This is a genomic window from Candidatus Magnetobacterium casense (assembly GCF_000714715.1).
Taxonomy (GTDB): domain Bacteria; phylum Nitrospirota; class Thermodesulfovibrionia; order Thermodesulfovibrionales; family Magnetobacteriaceae; genus Magnetobacterium; species Magnetobacterium casense.
The window spans coordinates 1-22,153 of record NZ_JMFO01000039.1 but is presented as its reverse complement, the minus strand read 5'-3'; the positions used below and the strand labels follow the sequence as shown (position 1 = coordinate 22,153).

Genomic DNA, 22,153 nt, shown 5'->3' with positions numbered 1-22,153 from the left:
GGCAATTCTCCTCTATAACGAAAAGAAGTAGTAGAACTTTGGATTTGTATTTAACATCTCCTTCAGACGAAAGACACGTTTGGTCTCAATAAGCATACGTATTTCACTTTTTTCATCCAGGAGGTTGCCGAACTTTCGGGCGCCCACAGGGCATATTTCCACGCAGGCCGGATATCTCCCCGGCTCTTGCCGCACACGTTGGATGCAGAAGGTGCATTTTTCGACACAGCCCTTGTGCTTGGGGCGATTGCCCAGATAGTGGGTATTGGGGTTGATCTGTTCAACGGGGATAGTGGGTTGTGCCCAGTTAAACTTTCTGGCGCCGTAGGGACATGCGGCCATGCAGTAGCGACATCCAATGCACCAGTTGTAGTCCACGACGACGATGCCGTCGGGTTCCTTCCATGTGGCCTTTGTCGGACAGACCTTGATACAGGCGGGACGTTCACACTGTTGACACTGCACGGGCATGTAGAAGTGTTCGGGTTCAGGTACCAGGTCTGGGTTGTAGTATTTTTCGGCTCCCTCGAGGTCTTCTATCCATTTTTCACCGCTCTTAAACCGCAATACCGTGATGTACTCTATTTGTGGGTTTCGCGAGAGATTGTTTTCGGTCACGCAGGCATAGACACACCTCCGGCATCCGACACACCGGGAGAGGTCGAGGCCGTAGCCATAGAGGACGTTTGGCAGCGGACCCTTGGTACTGACCTTTATGTCTTTGCCAAATCGCTTTTTGTATTCTGCCTCAAGCCTTGCAACCACGGCATCTTTTTCGGCCTGGGTCATCTCTCTGAAGTACTTCTGGAAGAACTCCTCCCATACTATGGCGTTGGCGTCTGAGGCAGGCAGCACAATTCCCTCCATGGCAAAGGCTGCCGCAAGCGATGTCGCCCCTTTAAGAAAATCACGTCTTTTCATTCTATCTTATTCCCTCAACATAGCGCTGTTACTTGTTATAGACAGGGATATATATCTTCTGTCCTTCGATGTCCAGTGTTGATGAGCCTTTTATATCCGTTATTGCTTTTGGTCTGACAGGGGCCGGCAGAGGTTTCACAGGTATAAAGTTAGGCGAGTGTGGGTTATGACAGTTTACACACAGGAAATATTTTTTATCTCCGGGTTTGTCACTATTCCACGAACCTATACGTTTACCGTGGATACCTGTCTTCCAATCCCTGAAGACGTTACCATGGCACTGACCACACAACAGATACGACTCGTCAAAGGTAACGTGGTCGCCATTTGCCAGTCTAAGCCTGTCTCTGTTGTCTGCATCGTGACAGTCAAGACACCAGCGTTGTTGTGCCGCGTGTTTGAGTACTATCTCTGCATGAAACTGTAGTTGGCGACGTGTCTTGTCCGGTTTCATGGTTGCGTGGCACATTGTGCATGGGAAGATGCCTTCCGTAAAGGGCGGCTTTGTCGTAAAGTATTTGGGGATTGTTGTGTGTTGTTCGGCGTTTGGGGGTTCTGCTTGAGGCTGTTGTGTCTCTTGCGTGACTTGCGGTGCACTGGGTGCGGGTGTGGGTTCGGCCATAAGTGTGTGTGGTGCAAGTACCACACATACTATAAGCATTTCGGCTATAAGCATTTTGACTATAAACATTTGGCCCGAAACCTTGGCATAAAACAAACATAACGACAACGTCTTTATTACAACTTTCATGTCTGCCCTCTACTGCCTCGTTTGTCTGCGAGGCTTGTTTTCGCTTGTTTTATCATTTAGCCTTTCCGTTGTGTTACCGTTTAATGATTGACTTTGTTGTTAGCCTGCTGTTTGTTGCCTTCAAACAGGCTGCAGTCATCCTCCGTAAAGGCCTCCTGAAAGACCGGCAAGACCTTGTTAAAGATAAACAACAAGATAAACGGCATCACCAGCAAAAAGATGACAGCAAAGAGTCCCTCTCTGAATGCCTCAACGCTTGTAGGCCATATTGGCAGCTTATAGGTCAGGAAGCCGGCAAAGCTCCTTGACATTGATTGTCCGCCGATGACCACGTCCCACCTCATCATAAACACACCTATGACCACGAGGACAGCCGATATAAAGGTCCGTAGTATGGTGAGGTTTGGCAGCATCAACAGGATCAGCGGCAGTATCATGCCGCATATCCACTGTATGACGATCATCTTAAAGGCAAATCGTTGGAACAAGAGTTCACTGAGTATGCCCCAGAACTCCTCTGCTGTATAGGCATGAAAGACGATGTCTATGCCTTCAAGCAGAAAGGCTATTACCAGAAACAGGGCAAGTGTCTTACCCATGCTCCGTATGGAGGCGCCGCATATGAACTTTCTGCTTATGGTCATGGCAATAGTGTAGGTAACTATACACATGGCCACGCCCGATATTATGGCGGACATCAGAAATATAAAGGGCATCAGCGGGGTCTTCCACAGGGGGACGGTCTTGACCGAACCAAATATAAAGCCCACGTATCCATGTAAAAACGCCGCAGCGGGGATACCCACGGCTGCCAGTATTTTGATTATCTTCTCATCGGTGTGCAGGGCCGTTTCGCTGACATCAAAGGAGCCGAGAGTCATGAGCCTGTATATAAGTCCCATGATGCCTGTTTTTTCCAGTGCGTTTCTGACTATAAAGGGGCGAAACACGAACCATATCTCTGCCAGGACTATTGCCATATAGGTCAGATAGACGAGGGTAAAGGCCGCTATAGCCGAATAAAAATGCGGGGTAAGCATGATATTTGCTGATCTGAAGGGTTGTGTCAGATGAAACAACAACGGGGTTGGCGCCATTATCAACAACGCCAGAGAAAACACCAGGGAAAACTTTGCCACCGGTTTCAGCTCCCCTTTACCAAAGACATGGTATAGTGATGACAGCACAAACGCCCCCGCCACCAGACCCGTCAGAAACGGATACACAACAATATGCACCGTCCAGTACATATACTCATTGGGATACGTGTAGAGCTCTCTTATAGTCCACAGCGCCCCATGTACGGATTCATTCATTGAACCTGCTTCCATTTTATCACCTCAAATTAGTTTCACACATTTATCTTACAATATGGTCCAGGCCGATGTAAAATACATGCGGCTCATTTCCATATTCAGGTTTCAGTACGGCCACCCTTTCGGTGCTGACAATCTTAAAGACCTCGCTGTCGGGGTCATTGAGCAGGCCGATTTTTCTGACACCAAAGGCACAGGCATCCACACAGGCGGTTTTCAATCCCTTGGTTATCCTGTGGTAGCAGAACGAGCATTTATCTGCAGTGTTGTAAACGGGATGAAAGAAGCGGGCAAAGTACGGACAATTGGTTACGCAGTAACCGCAGCCGATGCACCATTTTCTGTCGATCAACACCACGCCGTCGTCGGTCTTGTACGTGGCCCCTGCCGGGCAGACCTGCACGCACGAGGGTTTTTCACAGTGGTTACAGAGCTTGGGGACGAAGAATCCCTTTGTTATTTCTTCCTCGGGGACATCGGTTCTGCCCTGTGGGTCATTTGCCGTAAAGCCATAGCGTGACCCCTTGGGGGAGTCTATGATGACCTCGCCGCTCTTAAGCTGTACGTAACGCTCCACCCACGTCCTCTGGATATCTGCGTCAAAGGGCACGTCGTTTTCGAGCTTGCAGGCCTTGGCACACATCCCGCAGCCAACACATCTGGTCGCATCCACAACAAATGCCCATCTTTTTTTCTTACTGAATGGATGTATCAATGATGCCAGCGCCTCAGGTTTGAATATCTCAAGGGCGCTAATCGGTATAATCGACCCGCAGATCGAAAGCAGCCCCATCTTTAAAAGTTCGCGTCTTGTAAGATTCATTATATAAGTTCCTCCTTAGCCTTATTTAAAACCCGTCTTGTGAACATCATGACACATGACGCACTCGACACCGGGGTTGTGCTTTTCGGGGTCTATCATCTTAAACGGTATAGGCCCCTTTGAAAAGAGCGTATAGGTGTCCGGCCTGTACTTCAGTTTAGAATGACACCTCTTGCACAGCTCCCGTGACCTGTCGATGCCAATATCAAGCTGATACTTATAATCGGCCTTCAGATCGATAGTTTTGTGGCCCTTGTTTTCAAGATTGAACTGGACGTGACAGTTTTCGCACGACACATTCTTATGTCCTGAATCTGCCACAATCTCAATCTTGTCGGGATGACACTGTTTGCAGAAGTCCCGCCCCATGTGTTTTACTTCGAGCTTTTTCCACTCGTCCTCGTTACTCAACCGATGCCACTGGTACTTGTAATCTCCGTTCTTTGCAGCGAAATCCTTGGGGATAACCATCTGTCTCACTACAAGCCCGGCAATCACTACCGCGACAATCACCATTACTGGTCTCCAAGCATGACTACTCATAATGTAACACCTTCTTTTATAAAAATTTTAAAGTAGTGTAATCATGTTTACGCACTTTTGTCAACACTTATTTTATTTTTCATGCAGGGAAAATGCCATGTACCAACAGTCATTGACTTTTTGCGCTCAAATGTCACTGCCCTGTCACCCTGGAGGCTATAATGAACAGACAACTGAAACGTATTCTCTTAAAAAAGCATGGTAAAATTCTTTTAAAGGGGTCAAGGGGGCTTCTTCGTGCCCGGGGCGGCTCGCCCCACCCTTGCAGGGGAGGGCAGCTCTACAGGGAATTAAACTCCTTTTGGGCTTTCTTGCGCAGTTTATCCTCTTTGGCTATCTCCAGGGTTTTCTGAAAATACTCACGGGCCTTGTCCTTGTCCTTAAGCCCCTTGTACGACATCGCCATGTGGTAATAGACATCATCAATGGCCGTAAAGTCATTGTACTGCTCAAGGATAACGTTAAAACGCCCAAGGGCTGCCTTAAATGACGCCTTTTTGAAGTAAAACTTGCCCACGTAAAACTCGTGCTCTGCAAGGACGTTTCTGCACTTTTGCAGCCTCAACTCTATGACATCCCTGTACGGGTTTCTGGGATAGAGCCCGGCCAACTTTTTGAACTCCTTGATGGCGCTTTCGGCGGCCTTGTAGCCCCTGTCGGCACCCTCTATCTGGCTAAACGTAAGGGCGGCTATCTGGTACTGTGCATTGGCGGCATACCTGTTGTCCGGATAGGAGTTCAGAAACTTCCGGTACTCCTCTATTGCCAGGTCAGACTCGTCATCTTTTACGTAGGACTCTGCAATCTTAAGTTGCGCAAGCGGGGCATAGGTCTTTGTCCTGTCCCTGTTGATCACCTCCGTCAGCAACTCCCGGCCATCGGTGTACTCCTTGTCTTCTATCATCTTGATGGCACGCTCATAGGCCTCTTTTTCATCAATATAGGGTGGCTTTATGCTCTTCTTAGAACACGACAACAGCCCCGCACACATCACACCCACTACAACAAGCAGGATGACTCCTGAGAGACCTCTTCCTATATGTCCGTTTACACCCATACTGTTATTAAAATACTTGTCGGATGATTAAGTCAAGTGCCACGAAAAAAAATATCCGCACCACTACATGCAGACACTGTCTCGTCCATTATTTTTAGCCCGATACATGGCCTTGTCTGCACTCTCTATGAGTTCATCGGGGGTTTGTCCGCTCTGCAGCTCTGCCACCCCGATGGATAGCGTCACAGGAGGCAGTTGTCTTGCGTCGTGCAGGACTATGGGTGTCTGTCTGACCGCATTTCCCAACCTTTCGGCAATCAGACAGCCCTCTTTTATTCCCGTTGTCGGCAGAATGACAAGAAACTCCTCCCCGCCGTAACGCACGGCAAAATCCGTCTTGCGAAGCTGCCCCAGCAGAGACACCGCAACCGTATACAGGGCACGGTCTCCGGCAATGTGACCATGTATGTCATTGTATGCCTTGAAGTTGTCAATATCGGCCATAATCACAACCAGCGGATGTTCGCTGCCAATGCACTTGTTGACAACCTCACTGAACCTGTCATTTAACCAGCGACGATTATGTAACCCCGTAAGGACATCAATGTTTGCGTAGTACTCAAACTGTCGCTTGAGGAAATTGCTCTTTGAGATCACAGATGTTCCGTAGCGTAGGCGCTGGGCCAGGATATTGAGCAAGTTACGACATGCCGCATGTGACACCGATACCAGCGACAGCAGTATCTCCTCATCCATCACCAGCGTGCGGCAATGCGTATTGGCAACCACCGAAGCCGTTGTCGGCCTCTGGTCGATCACCGATATCTCTCCAACGATCTCTCCACGTTCGTAAACTACAAGGGGTTCGTCTTCGAGATGGTCTACATGCACCCTGACACTCCCACTGAGGATCATGTAGATCAGGTAGTTGATCTGTCCGGCGGCTATTATCACCTCACCGGGCTCAAACTCTCTGTAGGTACATCTGCTCAGAAGCCCCTCTATCGCCTTTAGCCTTACAGATTTCAAGAGGTTTATCCTCCTGACCTCATTGTCGTTGTATAGAGTTCCCTCGATCATTTCAGTTTTTAATGTAACATAAGCTCAAGAGATTTTACAACAAGAAATTACCTCTTGACAATGCACCCTGAAATAAGCTACCCTATCCGATGTGACATTAGTCACTGCAACTCAAATACGCGACAAGTGTTAAGGAGGATTGTCTGACATTATGGAAGGTGTTGTCAATGGAAAGATGGAAAAACACCATCATCACCACGAGGTAGAGCTGAGTGCTTGGCCTCTTGTTGTAGCGGTGGGGGCGTTTCTGGTGCCCGTTGCCTTTATACTGGCCTTTTCTTGGGGCGTGCGGTTTTTGGGACTGCTCGTGGCGGGCGTGGCCGTGGGTACTCTGGTTGTGGGGCTGTTTGGTTGGGTACAGGAGGTGCACAGTAAGAAGGAAGATGGCGGTTTAAGCAAGATCGCCATTATCGTGTTTATCGTCTCCGAGGTGGCGCTGTTTGGTGGTCTGTTTGGCGGTTATCTGTACACGATGCTTCCGGAGGATATCTGGCCACCGGCTAATACGCCCGAAGGTGTACCGCCTCTGGCACTTGCCGTACTTTTGAGCGTGTTTCTGATCTCCTCCAGCGGCACTATGCACGTGGCAGAGGAAAAACTGGAACATGGTGACGTAAACGGCTACAAGGGCTGGCTCACCTTTACCTTTATATTAGGGTCCCTGTTCCTTTCGTTTATGGCCGTGGAGTGGTATAAGCTCATCGGGCACGAACACTTCACCATATCCACCAACGCCTATGGAACCTTCTTCTTTACTATTACCGGATTTCACGGCTCACACGTGATCGTGGGCCTTATAATGCAGATGTTTCTCATCGTACTGGCCTCGCAAAACAAGGTCGGTAAAAAGAAAATCACCTTCAGCAAGACAACCGGATTGTACTGGCACTTCGTTGACGTGGTGTGGCTGATGGTCTTTTCGTTCATGTACATAATCCCCTACTTTAAGGTTGGGCAATAGACGGATGCATTGGAAGGTTTCTGTTCTATTGTTGTCACTTGTCGTGGGGATATTGGTGACAAATGCCCTCGCTGCACCACTGCCACAGGGGAAGACTGACTTTGATCCTTCGGTCTTAAAGGTCAAAGAGGATGCCTTCCTTGGCAAGGTTGTGCCCGATACAAAGATGACCGATGACGACGGTAACACCTTTTCGCTTAGTAAGTACAAGGGCAAGCCGTTGCTTTTGTCTATCATATACTTCAGGTGTGCGACATCCTGTCCGGTTCTCAATGAGGGTCTGTCTGAGGCATTGAGCAACATAAGCCTGAAATTGGGCGATGACTACAACGTCATAACCCTCAGCATAGACGACAAAGAGACCCCGGCAGACGCTCAGTGGTTTCGCAAAAACCTCACGGTCAAGATGAAGGACAAGATACCACAGAATTTCAACAAGTGGGTCTTTGCCACGGCGGATGCCGCCGAAGTCAAAAGAATCACCGAGGCCACAGGCTACAGGTTCTTTTACTCGGTGCAGGACAAGCTGTTTGTTCATCCCAACGTATACATCTTTCTATCGCCGGAGGGGGTAATCACCAGATACATCTACGGACTGTACCCGCCCGCTATTGACATACGCCTTGGGCTTGTGGAGGCGGGAAGGGGCAAGGTCGGCAAGACGTCTCTGTTAAACACGGTTGCCCTGGTCTGTTATAAGTATGATGCGGCCATCGGTGGATACAAGTTAGACCTGCTGCGGCTTTTTGCGGGTGTAGGGGTGCTGGTGGGGCTGCTTACGGGACTGGTGGTGTTTGTGTACTGGAGAAGTTTAAAAAAAAACAAAGAGCGACAACGGCTGATTTTCAGCCATAAAGATTCAGGAGGTTAAGAAAAAAATGCTAAGGACTTTTTTGAGCAGCCTTTTGGTGATGGTCTACGTCCTGGCCCCTCATGTGGTGGTGGCGGCCAGGGAGGCTTCAGACCCTGTCGATGGATGGGAGCAGCAGTTCATTATATGGGCTGTAGTCTCAACCGTGATCTATCTGATAGTGACCGTGCCGCTTGTCTACTTCACGATAAAGTACAAGAGGAAGTCAAAGGATGAGGAGGGCGCCTATATCGAGGGCAACGTGGGGCTGGAGATACTCTGGACGGTCATCCCGCTGGTGATAATCGTGTTTTTGGGGGCACAGTCATGGGCGCTGTTTAACAACTACCGCAAGGTGCCAAAAGACGCCTTTGAGGCCAAGGTCGTTGCCTCGATGTACAAGTTTGAGATGATATCCCCTGAGGGGATTCATACCGCCAACGAATTGAGGGTACCCGTGGGGCACGTAAAGCTCAACCTGACCAGTTCGGATGTCATCCACAACTTTGCCGTACCGGCCTTCAGGGTGCGCGAGGATATGATACCGGGGCAGACAACGTACCTGTGGTTTAATGCAAAGGAGCCGGGGACTTATACGGTATACTGTGCCGAGTTCTGTGGCACCGGCCATTCCATGATGCTTGCAAAGATAACCGTCATGCCAAAGGCGGAGTACGCAAAGTGGGTCAGCGAAAACACCGGATCGGAGGCCGCCAATGTCACACCGGAGGAAAAAGGTAAAAAGCTCGCAGAGAATCTGGGCTGCACGGGCTGCCACAGTGTAAATGGTGACAGTTCCGCCGGGCCGACGTTTAAAGGGTTTATGGGCAGCACGGTGACACTCGCTGACGGCAAAACCCTTACTGCCGATGATGCCTTTGTCAAGGCAAAGATCAAAGACCCCAAGGCCACACTGGTCAAGGGCTTTGACCCGATAATGCCACCAAGCAGTCTCAGTGACGCCGAACTCGAGGCCATAACTGCCTGGCTTAAGACACTTAAGTAAAAAAGATATAAGGAGGTAATACGTTTATGACCAAGGAACCAACCGGTCTTAGGGCGTGGTTGTTCACGACCGACCACAAGAAGATTGGAATAATGTATTTATGCACGGCGTTGTTGTTTTTCGTTGTCGGACTATTGCTGGCCATCGTGATGAGAACGGAGCAACTGAGTCAGGCAGGGAAGGTCATCATCGACGCAAAGCTCTACAACGTGGCCTTTACGATCCACGGCGCTGCGATGGTGTTGTTTTGGATGATCCCGATAGTGCTTGGTTTCTTTGCCAACTATCTGGTGCCTCTGATGATCGGGGCGCATGATGTAGCCTTTCCTCGTCTCAATGCCCTGAGTTACTGGCTCTACGTGGGGGCGGGCCTGATAGCAGTATGTGCACTCGTCTTACCGGGCAGGCTGGACATCGGGTGGACGGGGTATCCTCCGTACTCGATTGTCGGAGGGGCCAACGTGGCCTTTTATGTCTTTGCCGTGCACCTGCTGGGTTCATCGAGCATTGCCTCGGCCGTGAACTTCATCACCACGATAATCACCCTTAGAGCACCGGGGATGACCTGGGGCAGATTGAACCTCACCGTCTGGGGATTGCTCGGGGGCTTTATCATCCAGTTAGTAGGCGTGCCCGTATTGGCTGCTGCCGTGACATTGCTGTTGTTTGACAAATATCTTGGCACCAGCTTCTACGACTCTTTCAAGGGTGGCAATCCGCTCCTGTATGAGCATCTGTTCTGGTTCTATGCACATCCGGCCGTTTATGTTGTTGCCTTGCCGGTCTTTGGCATAGTATCAGACATCATTTCGACCTTCTCTCGCAAGAAAGTTTATGGATACACGAGCATGGCCATCGCCATTATGTGCATAACGGTGCTGGGGTTTGAGACGTGGGTACATCACCTTTACGTTGCGGGAACCCTGGACTGGACTCGTGTAGTGTTCATGTGGGGAACCATACTGATTGGCGTGCCAACCGGAATCAAGACGTTTAACTGGCTTGCCACGATGCACAAGGGGTCTATTGAGTTGAGTGCGCCGATGCTCTATGCCCTGGGATTCATATCGCTCTTTACCATTGGTGGTGTGACGGGCATAGCAAACGGCCTGTTGGCCTTCGACACGCACGTACATGACTCACACTGGGTCGTTGCGCACTTTCACTATGTATTGGCCATCAGCATGTCGATGCTGTGTCTGGGCGGGATATACTATTGGTTTCCGAAGTTCACGGGGAAGATGTACAACGATGGCCTTGCAAAGTTTGCCTTCTGGCTGACTCTCATCGGGGCAATGATCGCCTTTCTGCCGCAGTTTCACATGGGTTACGACGGCATCCCCCGCAGGTACTGGAAGGTGCCTGTTGAGTACACCACTCACATGAGGATTGCCTCGATATTTTCGTACATCGCCATTGTCGGGTTTATCCTGACCATCTACAACTACATACACTCGGCCATCAAGGGTGCCCCGGCTCCGGCCAATCCGTGGGGGTCAAAGTCGCTGGAGTGGCAGATTCCCTCGCCGCCGCCGTTTTACAACTTCGAGGAAATCCCCGTCATCACCGAAGGCCCTTACGAATACGGTAAACCAAAGTAACAGGAAAAGATAAAAGAAGGGGGCGGCTCCGCCCCCCCTTCAGATCCCCCCTGCAAGGGGCCAGCCCCCTTACCCCTTCTTTGCGTGGCCTTGGGTGTGCGGATAACATCCAGGGCATGTGGATTTTTTGGTTGTCGCTGGTATACAATAAGACAGAATGAAGCTCAGGATGATTAATTATGAGGTATGATGTTTTCGTAAGTTACGATAGCGCAGACCGAGGCGATGCTGATAATCTTGTGAGAAGTTTAGAAGATAGAGGTTGTAAGTGTTGGATTGACCATCGTGATCTGCCTCTTGATTCAAATTGGGCTGATGAAATATTCAATACAATAACAGAAAATCCTAAGCTATTGGTTGTTGTCCTAATATCTGCAAACACTTTACAATCAAAGTACGTTAAAAAAGAAATTGCTGTAGCAGATACAAACAATGTTTCTGTAATACCTGTGAGACTTCAGGATATTAAACTCAAGGGAGCACTTGCTACTCATCTGAGTATCAATTCATGGATAAACGCTTTTGAGATGGATATTGACACTGTTGCCGAAAAAATAAGTGTTGCCGTGAAAAAACGCAGAACTTCAGCGCCTACCTCAACGCCATCTCCAAAACCGAAATCTACGTCTACCACATTAACGGAGGCGAAAAGGTTTGTTGATAACGGCGACCAAACTATAACCGACACGTCAACAGGGCTAATGTGGACAAAAGACGCTAATCTTGCAGGTCGCAAGACTTGGCAAAAGGCATCAGATTATGTTGCCTCGATGAATGAGGGTGAGGGTACGTTTGCCTACACAGATTGGCGGTTGCCTGCTAAAGAGGAACTTGAGAGCCTTGTGAAAGATAGCAAAGGGGACCCATATTCTTGGCTCGCTTCGCAAGGCTTTACAAATGTGCAGTCTAACGGCTACTGGTCGTCTACGTCCTACGCTGGCGATACGTCCGACGCGTGGATCGTCAGCATGGTCGGTGGCGACGTCTTCGCCTTCGGTAAGTCCAGCAGCAGCTACGTGTGGCCGGTACGTTCTGGACATTGATTATTTGGTCATTTGGCTATTTTGGGTACAGGGCAAAGCCCTGTCGGATTTTTTTGACAAACCGTCACCATTGAACTACGACCGTGGAAAGATGGAAGATATCGATAGAATAAAGCAGACCCTCAATGAACATCAGGAGGAATTAAGGGAGCGGTTTGGTATAACCGGGATAGGTATATTTGGCTCTTTTGCGCGCGGCGAACAGACGCCTGACAGTGACCTTGACGTGCTTGTGAGCATGGATAAATCCGTGAGCCTGCTTGAATGGGCCGGAGCTGTCAATTATCTTTCCGGCCTGCTTGGCATAAAGGTAGATGTGGTACCCGTGGAAGACATCAGACCCGAACTAAAACAGGCGATCATGGAAGAAGTCATACGTCTTTGAAAAGGCAGTTTGAGTTATTCATAAGAGATATTCTCGAATATATTGAAAAGACTGAACGATTTGTCGAGGGGATGAGCTATGAGAACTTTTCGGGGGATGAGAAAACCGGACTTGCCGTTATAAGGTGTATAGAGGTCATCGGAGAGGCGGCCAAGAACATCCCTGAGCGTGTGAGGGACAAGTACCCTCAAATACCCTGGAAGGATATGGCAGGTATGAGGGACATTATTATACATGCCTATTTCGGGATAGAAATGAGAAGAATCTGGGAGGTAGTAACCGTAAAACTCCCTGCCCTCAAGCAGCATATACGAAAGTTACTTGACGACATCGCATCCGGAGAGACCTGAAATGCCCAATAGGTAATAGCGTATCAGAGGGCTGGAAAGTGCCTGTTGAGTACACCACTCACATGAGGATTGCCTCGATATTTTCGTACATCGCCATTGTCGGGTTTATACTGAATCAGCTACAACTACATACACTCGGCCATCAAGGGTGCCCCGGCTCCGGCCAATCCGTGGGGGTCAAAGTCGCTGGAGTGGCAGATTCCGTCGCCGCCACCGTTTTACAACTTCGAGGAAATCCCCGTCATCACCGAAGGCCCTTACGAATACGGTAAACCAAAGTAACGACGAAAGAGAAAGAAGGGGGCGGTTTGTGGCAGGGGCGGGTGCGACCCGCTGCGGGAAAATCGTGCCTCACCCCCTCCGCCCCCCCTTCAGAAGTTTGAATTTTATAGCACGTTTCGATTGGGTTAAATACAATATCCACAGTGCCTGAACCATCCTGATATATCACTATGCTCTATAAATTCACACGCTTCCTTAATAGCATTGTCCAAAAATTTGGGTGCATAAATTTTTGGTGGCGTCAGGGAAGCATTATTTACTGTTTTTTTCTAGATAGCCATTTAATGCTGTTTTTGGAGATGGATTCCCGTTTTCACGGGAATGACAGGAAATGGCATTTTGTGCCCATATGTGTCATTCCTGCGCAAGCAGGAATCCATTAGCCACTACTTTCTTATGCACCCAAAAATTTTAAGCAATGGACTTTTTTTATAAAATGTGGTATGCTAAAATTTATGCAGAGCGCAGATCAACTGAAGGAATACTCAACCGGTATAGCAATCCTATACGTTGAGGATGACGATGTTGTCAGAAATGCAACGTCCAAGATACTATCGCGGTACTTTGATAATGTTATCAGTGTCTCAAACGGTAAGGAAGGTGTCGAGGCCTACATGCAAGGCATGTTTGATATAGTCATTGCGGACATATACATGCCTGTGATGAACGGTATCAAGATGACAAAACGTATCCGTGAAGTCAACAGCGAGCAGATAGTCATAGTTACCACCGCATACAATGACTACCAGTACCTGCTGGAGTTGATCGCTATTGGCATAAATTATTTCATATTAAAGCCCCTGGAACCAAGCAAATTGATTTCCGTGTTGTACAGGGCGTGCCGAAAGATTCATAACGAGCGCTACCTGGAAGAATGCCGCAAGCAAATTGAAGAAAACATCGGCAAACAGACCCTTGAACTAACCCGAACGAGAGAGCTTCTTCAGTCAGAGAGCAAGAGGCGACAGCAGACAGAGCAACAGCTCATAGCGTACCTGAAAGATGGCGAAGGACTGTTTAAGACGCTATGCCTCTCTGCCCCTGACGCTGTCGTTGTAATGGACATCGACGGGGTTGTATCCTTTTGGAACAACGCGGCAGAGGCGATGTTTGGCTATACGCAGGCAGAGGCAATCGGCAAAGAGCTCCATAGGTTAATAGCCCCACAGCAGCATTATCAAAGCTATACGGATGTCTTTGCACGTCTGAGACAATCAGGGCAGGGCAGTGATGATGGCATTGTTGGCAAGTCGGTACGGCTTGAGGCAGTCAGTAAGACTGGGGAAAGTATACACATTGAGTTATACGCCTGGAAGTTTGGCGCAGATGGCAGGTGGCATATCGCCTGCATAATCAAGTGATGTTGCCGGTTATCGGTGGTGAGTTTTTAGTGCAGGGTTCTGATCAGTTGATTTAGCTCAATCGCTCCGGCGAAGACCTTTGATATACCGTCTTGGTATAGGGTTTGCATACCATCTTTTATTGCCTGTTGCCTGATTACGTCTGGGGCGGATTTTTTCAATATCAGCTTCCTGGTGTGTTCGGAGGCAATGAGTAGTTCGAATATGGCAGTTTTTCCGCTATATCCTGTGTTGTTGCACTTGTCGCATCCGGTTTCGCGATACAGAACGAGGTTGTTGTTGTACTGAATATTAAGGTCGCTAAATGTTTCGTGCCCGTATTCCTGCACCAGATATTCGAATTCTACGTTGTCCGGATGATATTGCTCCTTGCAGAATGAGCATAGAGATGGCACGAGGTTCAGGGCAAGCACACCCAATAAGCCATTGGCAAGGCTGTAGGTATCCAGGCCCATTTCAATAAGAGCCTCGATGGCCCCTGTTGTGGTTGTGCTGTATATGGAGCTCAGTACGAGGCGTCCCTTGATGGCGGCCCCCAGGAGCTTGGCAGCAATGTCTGCATTACTGAGTTCACCAACCATCACAACGTCCGGCTCTACGCTCAGGATAGTGTTTGTTGCTGCCCCAATGTCAAATTCCGTATTTGGTCTGACCTCTATCTGATGCACGCGCTGGTGGGATATCTCTACGGGAAACTCCGCCGCACATATCAAAAGGTCATGTACGTTGAGATGACTGACAAGTGCGTGAAGCGCCGTCGTTTTACCGGAGGCCCTTGGCCCGACCACCAGAAACATACCGTATCGCTTCTCCAAGACCCCCTTGAGGCGATTGACACTTGCGACATGCAGACCGATGTCCTCAAGCATCATCTTTCTCAGGGGATTGGCTATCCTGATGACAACGGATTCTCCGTTGATTGTCGGCAGGATGTGCAAAAAGAGCAGTATCGGCACGCCCTTGTACAGGAATTTTATCTTCCCCTCCTGTGGCAGATTTGATTGGGCGATATTTATCACGGCCATTATCTTAAACCTGTTAATGACGGCCTTGTGGTATGCGTATGGAATCTCCGTGCGATGCTCTATGAACTTGCCTTCCCCAATGTATCGGACATCGATAGTGCCTCTTGACTTGTTTGGCTCTATAAAAACCCTGGAAGCCCCCTTTTCATAAGCCGTTACTATGACCTGATTGACAAAGCGCACGACAAATCCCTCTTCCGTGGTAACGGTATCAGAGGTTGATTTGTCGTCATCCCTGGCACCCGCTTCACCGTGCTTGTCTGCATGTATACCAAAGGCACCTTCGCCCTCGATGGATTGTATGAACTTGAGGATATCATCCTTCATTGCTATCAGGAACTCGTACTGCGGGGCCTTGATCATGCGCTTTATCTCCTTGACCGTCATATCATGCAGGCCGCTGACGGCAAACACCGCCTTGTTGTCCGTGTGCGACACAGGTACCCAATAGTTCTTCTTAAGCACACCAAGGTTAATCCCCCTGAGCAGTTCCAGCGGGACATCAATCCTGTCACTGTACTCTATTACGTTGCATCTGTAAAACTGCGAAAACGACTCAAGGATATCTTTCTTGTGTACATTATACTTTGCCATTAATATTGTTTCGACGTCTGTCTTTGACTCACGTGCCTTTACCAGGGCCTCCTTTAAATCGACCTCGGAGATTATATTTCTGGTTATGAGATTATGAAATCTATTTGCTATCATTTGTTAGTATCTCCTGTGCCATAATAATAATAAACTATCTTATACTACAACATTGTCGCATAAAGAATCAAGCATTTATGAGTTCCGGCAGCAGTTCAGAGTACATAAATTATAGACACATCCCACAAGTTACCCGGTGAACTATTACTAAAAAAAATATCAGTTTGGGGAGCATTTACTTTTGTGGGGACTTTTTAGTTAAAATAGAGTAAGGATTGGCAGATGGCAAAAGATTATGACGACATGAAAAATTCCGAGATAACGGACAAAGCCTTGTATCTGAACCGACGAGAGTTTATAGCATCTGCGGCGGCGGCTGTATTGTCCACCAAGTCCGGACTGAGCTATACCAGAAACCCGAACATCTCGACAAGCGAGGGACAGACCAGCTTTGATGTCGTGGCCAACTACAATAATTTCTACGAGTTCTCCATGGGCAAGACGGACATCATTGACCTGGCCAAAAATCTCAGGGTTCGTCCCTGGAGTGTTAGCGTCGAGGGACTTATCAACAATCCCAGGGTCTATGACATTGACGATCTGTTGAGGCTTTTTCCGTTGGAGGAGCGCATATATCGGTTTCGATGCGTGGAGGGATGGTCGATGGTAGTGCCTTGGTTGGGGTTTCCACTGACCGAGCTTGTCAAACGTTGCCAGCCGCAGTCGGACGCCAGGTACGTGGAGTTTGTCACACTGTATGACACAAAACAGATGCCGGGACAAAAGACAAACGTCCTTGCCTGGCCATACGTGGAGGGGCTGCGATTGGATGAGGCCCTGCACCCTTTAACGCTTATGGTTGTTGGTATGTATGGCGAACTGTTACCAAACCAGAACGGGGCACCTCTGCGGCTTATTGTCCCGTGGAAGTATGGCTTTAAGAGTGTCAAGTCTATTGTCAGACTCAGATTTGTCCAACGACAACCCCTGACGACATGGAATGTCACCAGTCCCAATGAGTACGGGTTCTACGCAAACGTCAACCCGAACGTCAGTCATCCCAGATGGAGTCAGGCAAAGGAACGTCGCCTGGGAGAATTCACAAAACGAGACACCATGATGTTTAACGGATACACCAACCAGGTAGCACACCTGTACTCGGGCATAGACCTGACCAAGAACTTTTAAGTACCAATTATGGAGGAATTTATTGCAGTACGGTGAGAAAAACATAGAAAACGCCCAGTTGGAACTGTGGGGAAATCCGGCTACCGAAAAAGACTACGAAATCAACATAGAGTTTCCGGAGTTTACGTGTCTGTGTCCTCGTTCTGGCTATCCGGACTTCGCTACAATCAAGATTACCTACATCCCCGATGCCCATATCGTCGAACTCAAGTCCCTCAAACTCTACCTCAACTCCTTCCGGAACAAGGCCATATCCCACGAGCAGACAGCCAATGTCATCTACGACGAGTTATACAAAAAACTCACCCCCCGATACCTGTGCGTTATAGGAGATTTCAATCCTCGGGGTAACGTAAAGACTGTAATCAAGGTCACATCGGTAGCATCATAAACCAACCTGGCCCTACCGGAAAAAGCCGATTGAAAATCTACCCGCCTGGCTTAAACAGAGGTATAAAAGTGCTCCCCACGGTTAATTGCGGTACTGCCAAAATCCTGACCACTTAAACGTGGCACCTTTATACAATGTCAGCCGAGCAATCGTTTTCCCTTGCCTCTTGCCTTATCGCCGATATCAAACTGCGCGACGATTGCATGAAGGTCTGATGAGAGCTTTGAGAGTCCGCTGGCTGCTTGTAATATCTGATGTGAACTTGCGGATGTCTCACCGGCTACACTCGCTATGGACTCAATGTCATTAGATATGGTTTCCGACACCGTTGACATCTCCTCGGTTGCCGAGGCTATATGATGCACCATCGACTGGAGACCACTGACGCTCTGGACTATCTTGTCAAGGGAGGTGCCTGCCTCTTTGGCAAGTTCCACGCCTGAGTCCACCCTTCTGGTGCCATCCTGCATTGATCTCACGGCCTTTTCCGTCTCACCTTGGATAGTGCTGATCATACTGCTGATCTCCGTCGTTGACATTGATGTCCTTTCGGCCAGCTTGCGCACCTCATCGGCCACCACCGCAAACCCCCTGCCCTGCTCTCCTGCCCTGGCAGCCTCTATGGCCGCATTCAGCGCCAGAAGGTTGGTCTGATCCGCTATGCCCTTTATCACGTTTATGATCTCACCGATCTGCTTTGAACGATTCCCCAACGAGGTTATTACCTCGGACAATAACGATACCGTCTTTGATATCTCCTGCACCTCTCTTACCGTTTTGCCTACAACCGCAGAGCCATCATCGGCCACCTTTAAGGTATTTGTTGCCGATACTGCCATATCAGAGGCACTCCTGGCTATGTCTGTAACCGTCTGTGACATCTGTGCTGAAGCGGTGGCGATCTGCCCGGACTTGCCTTTTTCTTCTTCAACCATATCGACTATATGTCCAACTGTCGTGTTCAACTCCGAAGCCCCCTCCGTAAGCATGTCTGTTGCAGACAGCAACTGCCCCACGATCTGTCTTAGACTAACAATCATGGTGTTAAACGAAGTTGCCAGTTCTCCTATTTCGTCGTCGCTCATTATTGGGACATCCACCGTTAAATCCCCCCTTGATGCCCTGTCTGCCGCTTCCTTTAAACTTAGAACATTCTTCATTATGTTACGGACAAGTGTTGTGCTTAGTATAATTGCCAAGAGTACTGCCACGATAAGCACCACTAAGATTAGAAGCTCTATTTTTGAGGCTATCGATAGTGTATACGATTTTTTTTCCTTTAAATTGTTCATTGCACTTTCGTCCAGACGCTTCAATGCCTCCGCAAGGGGCCTGTCTACCCCCTTTATCTGTTTGTCTATGGCAATGACATCATCACTTGTTTCCCTGGCCTTTACAAGTTCGTCAATGCCATTTTCGTATCTTGAGAAATGCTCTTTTACGGCGGCTACTTCGGATTTCTCCCTTTCGTCATCGGCCAGTTTCTCAAAAGCATCTATTTGCTTTTTCATCTCAGAGACATTCTCACGAAATGCGCTTATGTACTTACTGTCCTTCCTTAGCAGGTAGTTCTTGTAGCTTTGAACTGCATTTCCAAGCAGTACCCGGGCCTCCATTGAGGCCTCCATCTGAGCGGCATCCACTTCGATGTTATACGTGAAACGACCTACTACATATCTGAGGCCAAAAAAAGATACCACGCCAACTATAAACAACAACAATGTAATTATCCCTACAATACCATAGAGCTTTGCTGACAGCGTTACTCCCTTTCTCATAAAGAGTTTATCTCCTTTACTTTGTAAATTGCCAGGCTGTTTGCCATTAATAAGCATTATAGGTCAACGATTGCCTGAAGGTCAAGATAATTTTTTTGCAACTTACCGGACTACTGGCCGGGCTACTGGTACCTCAGCACCTTCCTCTGCTCGTGGACAAGGAACTCCAGCCCTTCGGTGTGGATGTACCTGAGTCTGACCTGGAGCTTGATCTGCTTTGTGTCTTCGGGGAAGTGGGGATAGTAGATTTCGCTTGTCATCTTTCGCGGTTGAAGCGAATAATCCAGGATGTCCTTGACCTCCCATGGGTCGTATCTGCGATTGCCGTTGATGTCAAGGCCGGCCTCGAAAAACTCCTTGGTATCGGACCAGACCACCTTGTCTTTTTCGTTGGTTGCGGTGATGTCCAAGACGATCTTTGACGACCACATGCAGCCATCGGGGAGTCTGTGACCGGCGTTATTGGTAATATCAACGGTGATGGCCGCCGACGGTATCCATTTTCTCTCCCCTATAGGCTGGTCCTTGATGGCCCTGGCCGAAATGGAAAGGGTGATCGCCTCCCTGAGGGTCTCCAGCACATAGGCCCCGGGGAAGGTATGGCCTCGGTTGTTTTTTTCCATGTGGCAGTCCTGGCACCTGTTTTGTCCACCTGCCGATACGTACTGGTCACGGTAACTCTGGGCAATGGTGCTGCATATGATGTGTTCCCTGTCTGGGGCCGTGTAGGTGCCGTGGCACTGCATACAGAAGATGGCGTTGCTGAGGAACGTTGTCTGCTTTGTCTTATGATAGGGGGTATTGTCCTTGCCTGATGAAGCGTAGACGGTGTTTTTTTCCGGTTTGTCGGGGGGGTAACGGCCTTGGCATTGTGGCAGACGTAGCAGGATACGTTTAGACGGGTGAGGCGTTCCTTTGCACGTTTTTTTTCTTCTTTGTTGGTAGTGGTCTTGCTTGAGGCCAGCTTTATGTCGGCGATTATCTTGTTTACGAGCTGCGGTGAGGCAGACTCCAGCATCGGTGCATGACAGCTCAGACACTTCAAGAGTTCAGACTTGATGTCTCTGGCCTTTCTTGCAGGGTCCTTCTCTATGCCGTGTACGATGAAGTTGTTCAACCCCTCCAGGGAGTGCAGTATCGACTCACGATGCACAGACCTCTGCCACTGGTTATAGATATCGGCGTGACACGTGCCACACTTCTCCGAGGGAAGGTATACCTCCTCCAGTTTCTCTATGGTGTCGGCGGTATCCTCTGCCGTTGCAGCGTTGATGTGCACCACAGACAGCACGGCAAGGGCGATAAGCAAACTTCCCCAATAAATTCTAAATTTCTTCATCATCACTCCTCATAAACTTAAAGTATACCGTTGTCCAATTACCCAGGAGCATGAACACAATGGAGACGAGGCTGGAGACGGCAAGCGTGGATAGCCCCGTGAGGCCGTGTCCGATATTGCACCCCCCTGCGATGGCCGACCCTATGCCCATGATAATGCCACCCAAAAACACCATTATCATCTCCGAGGCCAGCCCCGATGTCCTTAACTTACACTCCAAAAGCCCCTTGGCGCTGAAAAAAGACCCACCCAGAAGTCCAAACAACATAAAGACACTCCACGTCGGACTATCGCCAAAGTAGACCCACCGAAACAACTCATTCGTAGGGCCAGTAAACGATACCCCCCTGGCCTTGCCCGACCAATACCACGAAGCCCACCAGGCTACCGCGACAATTACACCCAGGATGACCCCCGATGTGTACCAAGAGTATCCGGTATTTGCCCGTGAAAAATCCCCCCTGGCTATAAAGGCTGCCGCTATAACACCCAATACGGCAACTACTATCCATTTGTTGACCCCCAGCAGGTTATATATTGTCAGGGGGTAGAGGTCTATCCCTTTGGCCCAGAATTCGTCCACGTTTGCCGAGGTCAGTAGTCTGATACCGTTATCGGTTTCCCATAGCTGGTAGTTTCTCAAAAACAGATTCAACTTGCTCAAGACCCCCTCGTATGTAATGAATATGCCCGATATAAATCCCATGACCGTAATCCAGGAAGGAAACCTTCCCTCGCCCACCCGATACCATATGCCGCTTGCGCAACCTCCTCCAAAGACCATCCCGATGCCAAAAATGTATCCCCCTATTACGTTTGCCAGTGGTGCAAAGGCCTGCCGGTTCAACTCCCTGATCAGTCCGAAGTCCTCAAGCAGGTTGGTACCCACAATGGCCACGATCAATGCCAGCACATAGGCCCTGAATACGGTAAGGTCACCAATGAATATGATATCCCTGAAGGCCGAGTTCATACATATCCTCCCCCTCTGGAGCACCCACCCCACACTGAGTCCCACGAGCACCGCCGACAATACAAAAAACACGTAACTTTTCATGACGACGATAATCCCTGATGCACAGGCAACATCCTGCGAAAGAGGTGCGCAAATACCATGGCGTCCGTTTTATCAGTCATATAGATTCATATTATAGGCTCTTTCTCAAAGTGAGTGGGTAATGGTACAATGAGGGTAAAACATGTAAGGAGAATAGAGTTATGGAAATGTTGGAGAATTTATTTGAGCAAGCACTAAATATACAGTTACCGTGGAAGGTAACATCTATAGATTTCAAGAAAGTGGAAAAGGTGATAGATATACATATTGATTTTACAAGAGGTAGTATATTCAAGTGTAGTAAGTGTGGAAACAATTCTAAAGCTTATGACACAACTGAAAAGAAATGGCGACATCTTAATTTTTTTGAATATGAGAGTTATATAATAGCAAGAGTACCAAGGACTGATTGTAATGAATGTGGAGTTTTACAGATAGAAATACCTTGGGCTCGTAG

Annotated in this window: 23 protein-coding genes and 1 pseudogene; 12 read left to right on the top strand and 12 right to left on the bottom strand. The window is 48.7% G+C overall.

Annotation, left to right across the window (positions count from 1 at the left end):
• Positions 1-12: 12 nt before the first annotated feature.
• The 7 genes from Mcas_RS14565 to Mcas_RS14535 all read right to left on the bottom strand — a co-directional run bounded on the left by Mcas_RS14565 (position 13) and on the right by Mcas_RS14535 (position 6,380).
• The gene (locus Mcas_RS14565; RefSeq protein WP_040336280.1) at positions 13-921 is read right to left on the bottom strand and encodes a 4Fe-4S dicluster domain-containing protein; all 909 of its coding nucleotides are present in this window, start codon (positions 919-921) and stop codon (positions 13-15) included.
• 28 nt (positions 922-949) lie between these two features.
• A complete protein-coding gene (locus Mcas_RS17135) occupies positions 950-1,672 on the bottom strand; it encodes a cytochrome c3 family protein (RefSeq protein ID WP_052567523.1) in 723 nt (240 codons plus the stop codon).
• A gap of 80 nt (positions 1,673-1,752) precedes the next feature.
• A complete protein-coding gene (nrfD, locus tag Mcas_RS14555) occupies positions 1,753-3,003 on the bottom strand; it encodes an NrfD/PsrC family molybdoenzyme membrane anchor subunit (RefSeq protein WP_081853907.1) in 1,251 nt (416 codons plus the stop codon).
• Between the two features lie 28 nt (positions 3,004-3,031).
• Positions 3,032-3,811: a 4Fe-4S dicluster domain-containing protein gene (locus tag Mcas_RS14550; protein WP_052567522.1), complete on the bottom strand. Its 780-nt coding sequence runs from the start codon at positions 3,809-3,811 to the stop codon at positions 3,032-3,034.
• A 21-nt stretch (positions 3,812-3,832) separates the two neighbouring features.
• Positions 3,833-4,327: a hypothetical protein gene (locus Mcas_RS14545; RefSeq protein WP_052567521.1), complete on the bottom strand. Its 495-nt coding sequence runs from the start codon at positions 4,325-4,327 to the stop codon at positions 3,833-3,835.
• 307 nt (positions 4,328-4,634) lie between these two features.
• Positions 4,635-5,411, bottom strand: coding sequence for an outer membrane protein assembly factor BamD (bamD, locus tag Mcas_RS14540; protein WP_081853906.1), 777 nt, complete (start codon positions 5,409-5,411; stop codon positions 4,635-4,637).
• Positions 5,412-5,474: 63 nt separating this feature from the next.
• Positions 5,475-6,380, bottom strand: coding sequence for a GGDEF domain-containing protein (locus tag Mcas_RS14535; protein WP_052567520.1), 906 nt, complete (start codon positions 6,378-6,380; stop codon positions 5,475-5,477).
• 202 nt (positions 6,381-6,582) lie between these two features.
• On the opposite strand from Mcas_RS14535, the gene Mcas_RS14530 reads away from it, so the two are divergent.
• The 9 genes and pseudogenes from Mcas_RS14530 (at position 6,583) to Mcas_RS17125 (ending at position 14,270) form a co-directional block, all read left to right on the top strand.
• Positions 6,583-7,392 (top strand): cytochrome c oxidase subunit 3, encoded by an 810-nt coding sequence (locus tag Mcas_RS14530; protein ID WP_052567519.1) that lies wholly within the window; start codon positions 6,583-6,585, stop codon positions 7,390-7,392.
• 4 nt (positions 7,393-7,396) lie between these two features.
• Positions 7,397-8,263: an SCO family protein gene (locus Mcas_RS14525; RefSeq protein WP_081853905.1), complete on the top strand. Its 867-nt coding sequence runs from the start codon at positions 7,397-7,399 to the stop codon at positions 8,261-8,263.
• Between the two features lie 7 nt (positions 8,264-8,270).
• Entirely contained in the window at positions 8,271-9,248 is a 978-nt protein-coding gene (gene coxB, locus Mcas_RS14520; protein ID WP_081853904.1) for a cytochrome c oxidase subunit II, read from the top strand.
• Positions 9,249-9,274: 26 nt separating this feature from the next.
• Complete coding sequence (locus Mcas_RS14515; protein ID WP_040336275.1) at positions 9,275-10,849, top strand: cytochrome c oxidase subunit I; 1,575 nt, start codon at positions 9,275-9,277, stop codon at positions 10,847-10,849.
• Positions 10,850-11,028: 179 nt separating this feature from the next.
• A pseudogene (locus Mcas_RS19345) lies at positions 11,029-11,349 on the top strand (toll/interleukin-1 receptor domain-containing protein); the annotation flags it as partial.
• A 27-nt stretch (positions 11,350-11,376) separates the two neighbouring features.
• On the top strand, positions 11,377-11,892 hold the full coding sequence (locus Mcas_RS18885) for an Lcl C-terminal domain-containing protein (protein ID WP_235203638.1): 516 nt from the start codon (positions 11,377-11,379) through the stop codon (positions 11,890-11,892).
• Positions 11,893-11,983: 91 nt separating this feature from the next.
• Positions 11,984-12,277, top strand: coding sequence for a nucleotidyltransferase family protein (locus Mcas_RS14505; protein ID WP_040336285.1), 294 nt, complete (start codon positions 11,984-11,986; stop codon positions 12,275-12,277).
• On the top strand, positions 12,274-12,627 hold the full coding sequence (locus tag Mcas_RS14500) for a HepT-like ribonuclease domain-containing protein (protein ID WP_040336274.1): 354 nt from the start codon (positions 12,274-12,276) through the stop codon (positions 12,625-12,627). The genes Mcas_RS14505 and Mcas_RS14500 overlap by 4 nt, the downstream gene beginning before the upstream one ends.
• A 737-nt stretch (positions 12,628-13,364) precedes the next feature.
• On the top strand, positions 13,365-14,270 hold the full coding sequence (locus Mcas_RS17125; protein ID WP_162176341.1) for a response regulator: 906 nt from the start codon (positions 13,365-13,367) through the stop codon (positions 14,268-14,270).
• Positions 14,271-14,296: 26 nt separating this feature from the next.
• On the opposite strand, the gene Mcas_RS14490 is transcribed toward Mcas_RS17125, so the two are convergent.
• Positions 14,297-16,003, bottom strand: coding sequence for a GspE/PulE family protein (locus Mcas_RS14490; protein ID WP_040336273.1), 1,707 nt, complete (start codon positions 16,001-16,003; stop codon positions 14,297-14,299).
• Positions 16,004-16,225: 222 nt separating this feature from the next.
• Here Mcas_RS14490 and msrP point away from each other — a divergent pair, with 222 nt between their 5' ends.
• Both msrP and queF read left to right on the top strand, forming a co-directional pair.
• Positions 16,226-17,131 (top strand): protein-methionine-sulfoxide reductase catalytic subunit MsrP, encoded by a 906-nt coding sequence (gene msrP / locus Mcas_RS14485; RefSeq protein WP_040336272.1) that lies wholly within the window; start codon positions 16,226-16,228, stop codon positions 17,129-17,131.
• 22 nt (positions 17,132-17,153) lie between these two features.
• On the top strand, positions 17,154-17,522 hold the full coding sequence (gene queF / locus Mcas_RS14480; RefSeq protein ID WP_040336271.1) for a preQ(1) synthase: 369 nt from the start codon (positions 17,154-17,156) through the stop codon (positions 17,520-17,522).
• A gap of 137 nt (positions 17,523-17,659) precedes the next feature.
• Here the strand turns inward: queF and Mcas_RS14475 are convergent, their stop codons facing one another.
• The 4 genes from Mcas_RS14475 to Mcas_RS14460 form a co-directional block, all read right to left on the bottom strand.
• Complete coding sequence (locus Mcas_RS14475) at positions 17,660-19,300, bottom strand: methyl-accepting chemotaxis protein (RefSeq protein WP_040336270.1); 1,641 nt, start codon at positions 19,298-19,300, stop codon at positions 17,660-17,662.
• A gap of 122 nt (positions 19,301-19,422) precedes the next feature.
• Positions 19,423-19,923 carry a hypothetical protein gene (locus Mcas_RS14470; RefSeq protein WP_156033401.1) on the bottom strand — a complete coding sequence of 167 codons (501 nt, stop codon included), beginning with the start codon at positions 19,921-19,923 and terminating at the stop codon, positions 19,423-19,425.
• Positions 19,812-20,642, bottom strand: coding sequence for a multiheme c-type cytochrome (locus Mcas_RS14465; RefSeq protein ID WP_081853901.1), 831 nt, complete (start codon positions 20,640-20,642; stop codon positions 19,812-19,814). The genes Mcas_RS14470 and Mcas_RS14465 overlap by 112 nt, the downstream gene beginning before the upstream one ends.
• Complete coding sequence (locus Mcas_RS14460) at positions 20,626-21,696, bottom strand: YeeE/YedE family protein (protein ID WP_040336267.1); 1,071 nt, start codon at positions 21,694-21,696, stop codon at positions 20,626-20,628. Before Mcas_RS14460 ends, Mcas_RS14465 begins: the two co-directional genes overlap by 17 nt.
• A gap of 161 nt (positions 21,697-21,857) precedes the next feature.
• Here Mcas_RS14460 and Mcas_RS14455 point away from each other — a divergent pair.
• Positions 21,858-22,153 (top strand): transposase family protein (locus Mcas_RS14455; RefSeq protein ID WP_040336266.1); only part of this gene is annotated, 296 nt, incomplete at its 3' end.

Coding starts and splice junctions, on each gene's coding strand:
- Mcas_RS14565 (WP_040336280.1), bottom strand. CDS start 921: ATGAAAAGACGTGATTTTCTTAAAGGGGCGACATCGCTTGCGGCAGCC.
- Mcas_RS17135 (WP_052567523.1), bottom strand. CDS start 1,672: ATGAAAGTTGTAATAAAGACGTTGTCGTTATGTTTGTTTTATGCCAAG.
- nrfD (WP_081853907.1), bottom strand. CDS start 3,003: ATGGAAGCAGGTTCAATGAATGAATCCGTACATGGGGCGCTGTGGACT.
- Mcas_RS14550 (WP_052567522.1), bottom strand. CDS start 3,811: ATGAATCTTACAAGACGCGAACTTTTAAAGATGGGGCTGCTTTCGATC.
- Mcas_RS14545 (WP_052567521.1), bottom strand. CDS start 4,327: ATGGTGATTGTCGCGGTAGTGATTGCCGGGCTTGTAGTGAGACAGATG.
- bamD (WP_081853906.1), bottom strand. CDS start 5,411: ATGGGTGTAAACGGACATATAGGAAGAGGTCTCTCAGGAGTCATCCTG.
- Mcas_RS14530 (WP_052567519.1), top strand. CDS start 6,583: ATGGAAGGTGTTGTCAATGGAAAGATGGAAAAACACCATCATCACCAC.
- Mcas_RS14525 (WP_081853905.1), top strand. CDS start 7,397: ATGCATTGGAAGGTTTCTGTTCTATTGTTGTCACTTGTCGTGGGGATA.
- coxB (WP_081853904.1), top strand. CDS start 8,271: ATGCTAAGGACTTTTTTGAGCAGCCTTTTGGTGATGGTCTACGTCCTG.
- Mcas_RS14515 (WP_040336275.1), top strand. CDS start 9,275: ATGACCAAGGAACCAACCGGTCTTAGGGCGTGGTTGTTCACGACCGAC.
- Mcas_RS18885 (WP_235203638.1), top strand. CDS start 11,377: ATGGATATTGACACTGTTGCCGAAAAAATAAGTGTTGCCGTGAAAAAA.
- Mcas_RS14505 (WP_040336285.1), top strand. CDS start 11,984: ATGGAAGATATCGATAGAATAAAGCAGACCCTCAATGAACATCAGGAG.
- Mcas_RS17125 (WP_162176341.1), top strand. CDS start 13,365: ATGCAGAGCGCAGATCAACTGAAGGAATACTCAACCGGTATAGCAATC.
- Mcas_RS14490 (WP_040336273.1), bottom strand. CDS start 16,003: ATGATAGCAAATAGATTTCATAATCTCATAACCAGAAATATAATCTCC.
- msrP (WP_040336272.1), top strand. CDS start 16,226: ATGGCAAAAGATTATGACGACATGAAAAATTCCGAGATAACGGACAAA.
- Mcas_RS14475 (WP_040336270.1), bottom strand. CDS start 19,300: ATGAGAAAGGGAGTAACGCTGTCAGCAAAGCTCTATGGTATTGTAGGG.
- Mcas_RS14470 (WP_156033401.1), bottom strand. CDS start 19,923: ATGGAAAAAAACAACCGAGGCCATACCTTCCCCGGGGCCTATGTGCTG.
- Mcas_RS14465 (WP_081853901.1), bottom strand. CDS start 20,642: ATGATGAAGAAATTTAGAATTTATTGGGGAAGTTTGCTTATCGCCCTT.
- Mcas_RS14460 (WP_040336267.1), bottom strand. CDS start 21,696: ATGAAAAGTTACGTGTTTTTTGTATTGTCGGCGGTGCTCGTGGGACTC.